Origin of the sequence: Streptacidiphilus monticola, from assembly GCF_042658505.1 — a bacterium.
GTDB lineage: Bacteria > Actinomycetota > Actinomycetes > Streptomycetales > Streptomycetaceae > Streptacidiphilus > Streptacidiphilus monticola.
In genome coordinates, this window is sequence record NZ_JBHSQJ010000168.1 from 1 (window position 1) to 5048 (window position 5048).

Sequence of the window (5048 nt, forward strand, 5' to 3'; positions counted from 1 at the left end):
ACCAGCGGCCGTGCGGCGACCAGCGGCCGTGCGGCGACCGGCGGGCGCGCGGCGACCGGGGGGCTCTGGGTGATCGCGGGGCGCTGTCGCTGGAGCTGGCCATCATCGCCCCCGCGGTCATGCTGCTGCTGTTCGCCATCGTCCAGGCCGGGTTCTACCTCTACGCCCGGAACGTCGCCCTGACGGCGGCCCAGCAAGGCGTGGAGGCGGCCCGGCTGCGCGGCGCCACGCTCGGCGAGGGCGAGGGACGCACCTGGGACCTGCTGCACCGCACCGGCGGATCCCTCACCAACACAAGCGTCAGCGGTAGCCAGTCGGGCGGGGTGGTCACCATCACCGTCACCGGCCACGTGGACTGCTGGATCCCCGGCCTGTCCTTCCCCATCCACCAGAGCGCGCACGGCGTCAAGGAGGCACCCACCCCGTGACCTGGAAACAGACCCCACGGCCACGGCGCAACCAGCCCACCGTCCCCGACAGTGGGGCGCTCTCGCTGGAGCTGGCGATCCTCGCCCCGGTGCTGCTGGCCGTGTTCGCGCTCGTCATCGCCGCCGGAAGGATCGTGTTCGCGGGCAGCAGCGTGGACGACGCCGCCCGCGCCGCCGCCCGCGCCGCCTCGATCCAGCGCAGCGGCGGTGACGCCCAGAACGCGGCCCTGCAGGTGGCCGAGCAGACCCTCGCGCAGCAGGGCCTGCACTGCACCAACACCGAAGTCGACGTCCCCACCGGCGGGTTCAACGTTCCGCTCGGGCAGCCCGCGTCGGTCACGGTGACGGTGCGGTGCACGGTCCGGCTCTCGGATGTCGGGGCCCCGGGCCTGCCCGGAGCCAAGACCTTGACCGGCACCTTCACCTCGGCAATCGACCAATACCGGGTGCGGGGCGACGGAGTCGACGTCCTCACGCGACGGGAGGCCGGCGCGTGAAGCGTCTTGCTGATCGGGGTCGAGGGTGCGCGGGCCGGGACCGCGGGGCACTGTCGCTCATGGTCGCCGTGGTGATCATCGGGATCTTCGCCGTGCTCGCGCTGGTCGTCGACGGCGCCGGGCGGCTGCAGGCCCTGGCCAAGGCCGAGGGCACCGCCCAAGAGGCCGCCCGCGCCGGCGCCCAAGCCCTTGATGTGGGTCAGGCGATCCAGGGCCAGGGCTTCACCGTGGACACCAGCGGCCAGGCCGCCGCGGCGGCGCGCGCCTACCTCACCCAAGCCGGCGTGACCGGCACCGTCACCCCCGACGGCGACCATCTCGACGTCACCGTCACCGCCGCCTACCGCCCGGTGTTCCCGTTCTTCGGCACCTGGTCGGTGACCGGGCACGGCAGCGCCCAACTCGTCTACCAGGCAGGAGGCTGACCCCCCATGGTGGCTTCGAGTTCCCGTATCGCCGCCCTCGCCCGGGCGCTGGCCGCCCTGGTCGCGCTCGCGGCCCTCGAGGCGGGCGTGCCCTCCGGCCTCCTCGCGTTCGGGCACCTTCCCGACTGGACCCACCTCGGTGGCCAGCTCACCGGCCCCGACAACGGCGCCCTCCTCATCGCCGCCATCACCGCGGCCGGGTGGACGGCATGGGCGTGGTTCACCCTCGCCGTCCTGGTCGAGTTCCCCGCCGCGCTGCGGCACCGCAGCGCCCCCCGCATCCGCCTCCTCGGCGCCGGGCAGCGCATCGCCGCCGGCCTGGTCACCTCCATCGTCCTGCTGCTGCCCACCACCGGCGCCCTGGCCGCCACCACCACGCCCGCGCAGGCCGCCACCGCCCTGCACCTGCCCCAGCACACCAGCACCCCGGTCACCCTGGCCGCCGCCCAGCAAGCCGCCCAGCAAACCGTCCAGGGCGCCAACTCCCCCACCACCGACCAGGTGTGGACGGGTCCGGTGCACACGGTCCGCTCCGGGGACACCCTGTGGGAGCTGGCCGAGCACTACCTCGGCGACGGCAAACGCTGGCACGAGATCGCCCACCTGAACCAAGGCCTCCCGCAGCACGACGGCCACACCCTCACCGCCGACACCGACGAGCTGCACGTCGGCTGGCAACTGCGGCTCCCCGCGGGCGCCCGCATCCCCCAAGCGGGCACGGGTCACCACGCCGGGGCCACCGGCCCGCGGGTGCACGAGCACGTCCACACCGTCCAGCCGGGAGACACCCTCTCCCAGATCGCCGAGGACGACCTGGGCGACGCCGACGCCTACCCCCTCATCGCCGCCGCCAACACCGGCCACGTCCAGCCCGACGGACGCCACCTCACCAACCCCGACCTCATCTACCCCGGCTGGAAACTCACGATCCCCCAGGCCGCCGCCGGACACCCCACAGGCACCAGCCACCTCGGCGGCGGCACCACGACCGCGACCGGCGGCACCGGAGCGGCTGGCGGTGACACAGCCACGGGCGGCGGCCGCACGGGCCAGAAAGGCAGCACCGGATCCACCGGGCCGGCAGCGCCGGTCTCCGCAACACCCAGCAGCACGGCCAGCAGCCCCGGCCACGCCCCGTCCAGCACCCCGAGCGTCCAGGCCACCGCACAGCCGACCACCGCGCCCACCACTACCCCCACCGCAGCAGCGCCCACGACGGCTCCCCCCGCAGGAGCACCCACCTCCGCGTCCACGGCCGGGGGCACCGCCGCGGCAAGCCTGCCCGCCGGCGCGAGCACCGGCCCCACCCCGGCCAAGGGCACAAACGCACCGGCCACAGGAACCCCCTCTGCTGCGGTGTCCGCCGGCGCAGGCCCGCGCAGCGCGCCGAGCGCGACCGCCGCACCGACCGCCACCACCAGCTCTACGGTCGAACAGGGCGATACGGCGCGGGAGTTGCGTGTCGGTGCCGGCATCAGCGCGGTCCTCGCCGCGTCCCTCCTCGGCGGCTACGCGGCCAAGCGCACCCTGCAGCAGCGCCGCCGCAAGCCGGGCGAGACCATCGCCATGCCCGAACAGGTCAGTCCGCTCGAGCACGCCCTGGCCCACCAGGCCCAGCCCACCGCGGAACTGCTGGACCTGGCGCTGCGGACCATGGCCGCGAACCTGCCCGACGGCCAGGCCCTGCCGCAGGTGACCGGGGCCCGCATCACCGCGGACGGCATCGCCGTCCAGTGCGAGGACCCCGTCCCCGCCCCGTTCACCGCCTCCGGCCAGGCCGGCTGGTGGACGCTCGACCCCGCCCCAGAACTCCTGGATCCGATCGCGGCACGCCAGCTCGACACCACGCCCTACCCGCTGCTCGCCACCCTCGGCCCACTCCCGACCGGTGGCGTGCTCCTGGCCAACCTCGCCGCCCACCGGCCGCTGCTCCTGGACGGCAGCCCGGAACAGGTCGGCGACGTCGCCCGCGCGTTCGCCCTGGAAGCCGCCACCTCCCCCTGGGGACGGCACGTGCAGATCACCGCGGTCGGCGTCGTCGACCAGTCCCTGATCGCGGCCATGCCCACCGGGCGTCTGCACCACACCGACTCCCCCGCACGCGCGGTCAAGGAACTCGCCGACCAACTCCTGGCCGCCCAGCAGGACCGGGCTGAGGAACTGCCCTGGCTGGTGGTGTCCGCCACCCGCCTGGACGAGGACAGCGCCTGGCAGCTCGCCGACCTGCTCTCGCGCTCCCGCACCGCGCCCGTCGCCGTCGTCATCCCCACCAGTACCCACGAGAGCCACTTCCCCGAAGCCCACCGCCTCGACTGCGACCTGACCACCCCTCAACCGGCCCCGGTCGCCGGCCAAGAGGTGCTGCTCCAACGCATCACGCAGACCGAATACGAGATGCTGCACGCCGACCTGCACCTCTCCGAGCGCGACGCCCTACCCGCCGAAGACGAGTGGCACCACGTCCCGCAAACCACGGCGCCCCTCGACGACAAGCCACCGCACACACCCCGCCCAGACCACACCGAAGTGGACACCGCGGAGGCGGACCCCGCGGAGGCGGACAGCGGCCCGGAAGGGGACGGGGACCGATCACCGCGTCCCGTGCTGCTGTCGGTCTTCTCCGCCTTCCAGACCGCAGCCAACCCGGCCACGGTCACCCTCCCAAACCCCGAACCGGCACCGACGACACAGGGGCTGGACTCAGCGAGCAGGGACGAGGACGGTACCCCCGCATCACAGCACGCCCAACCGCCGGCCGGCGAACCAGAAGGAACGACCACCACGCAGGCCGAGCAAGAGGGACACGACGGGGTCGCGCCCACGCTCACGTCGATCGACGCACCGCAACTCCAACTCCTCGGCCCGCTGCAGATCCAAGGCGGCGCGGGTCTGGGCAGCAGCGCCCGCGGCCGGCGCATGGCCGAACTCGCGGCCTACCTCCTGCTCCACCCCCACCACAGCCGCGACACCGCCGCGCAGGCGATGAGCCCCGAAGCCCCCTGGACCTACGGCACCATCTCCTCCCGCCTGTCCGAGCTGCGCCAGGAACTGGGCACCGCCGCCGACGGACAGGCCCGCGTCGGGCGCACCACCATGACCGGCCTGCTCCCGGTCCTCCACGACGTCCGCTGCGACTGGCACACCTTCCAGCGCCTGGCCAAACGCGGCCTGGCCGCCGACGCCCACGGCGTCACCGACCTCGAAGAAGCCCTCGCCCTGGTCCGCGGCCGGCCATTCGAAGGCACCCTCGCCTCCTGGGCCGCCCCCGTACAACAGGAGATGATCTCCCGAATCATCGACGTCGCCCACACCGTCGCCCACCACCGCACCCGCGGCGGGTTCTACGACCACGCCCGCAAAGCCGTCACCCTCGGCCTGGCGATCGAGCCCGCCGCCGAACTCCTGATCCGCGACTGGATCGTGCTCGAGATGAACGCAGGCAACCGCGCAGCACTCCCCCAGATCCGCGCCCACCTCACCGCCGCACTACGCCACCTCGACACCGACATGGAACCCGCAACCGAGCAACTCCTCTCCCACGCACAGGCCAAAGCCACCCGGCACGCCACCGCGTCCTAGCCACACGAAACTCCGCTCAACAGCCAGACGAACCGCAGACCATGACACGTGTCAGAACACCCCCCGCCGCGGCACAGCTCTCTGAGCTGCCCCGGGTTTCGTGGAGTCCGGTGGTGTGG

4 protein-coding genes are annotated in these 5048 nt (G+C 73.5%); all 4 read left to right on the top strand.

What is annotated here, in order from left to right:
• On the top strand, positions 1-428 hold a 428-nt coding region (locus ACFP3V_RS30220; RefSeq protein ID WP_380590477.1), incomplete at its 5' end, for a TadE family protein.
• Positions 425-925, top strand: coding sequence for a TadE family protein (locus ACFP3V_RS30225; protein WP_380590480.1), 501 nt, complete (start codon positions 425-427; stop codon positions 923-925). The genes ACFP3V_RS30220 and ACFP3V_RS30225, both read left to right, overlap by 4 nt.
• Positions 926-984: 59 nt before the next feature.
• Positions 985-1350: a hypothetical protein gene (locus tag ACFP3V_RS30230; protein WP_380590483.1), complete on the top strand. Its 366-nt coding sequence runs from the start codon at positions 985-987 to the stop codon at positions 1348-1350.
• 6 nt (positions 1351-1356) lie between these two features.
• Positions 1357-4929 carry a LysM peptidoglycan-binding domain-containing protein gene (locus ACFP3V_RS30235; RefSeq protein WP_380590486.1) on the top strand — a complete coding sequence of 1191 codons (3573 nt, stop codon included), beginning with the start codon at positions 1357-1359 and terminating at the stop codon, positions 4927-4929.
• The last annotated feature ends 119 nt before the right edge of the window (positions 4930-5048 follow it).